Here is a 323-nt window from a genome sequence, read left to right as displayed (position 1 = left end):
TTCTTTGATCCGCTGTTTGTCCTTGTTTTTGGGCATTCTTGGGTGGTCTACCTTTCTTCTTGGTAATGACAGTATACCCGTTTTCTTTAAAAGAGCGAAGCCAATTTGCAAGAATGCCTGTATTTGTAAGTCCTAAGTCTAGAGAAACCTGGCTAAGTGCTTCACCGCCTAGCAGAACTCTATCAATGGCAGCAAGCTTGAAATCAGCAGTATATTTCTGTTGAGGGCGATCCAGAATATCTTCACCATGCCTTTGAATTAAGGCCACCATATATGCAATTTCTCCTGGCCTCATCCCATATTTCCGGCTAAGGTAGACACCC

At 43.3% G+C, this 323-nt stretch carries 1 protein-coding gene; it reads right to left on the bottom strand.

Translation table 11 applies throughout. The features are described 5' to 3' along the window. On the bottom strand, nt 1–323 hold a 323-nt coding region (locus tag ACLUXO_RS10335), incomplete at both ends, for a transposase (protein ID WP_412137460.1).

The sequence above is a fragment of the Lactobacillus delbrueckii subsp. bulgaricus genome, assembly GCF_046938665.1.
Taxonomy (GTDB): Bacteria; Bacillota; Bacilli; order Lactobacillales; family Lactobacillaceae; genus Lactobacillus; species Lactobacillus delbrueckii_C.
The sequence above is the reverse complement of the archived record's forward strand: the minus strand, read 5'-3'. Positions and strand labels throughout refer to the sequence as shown.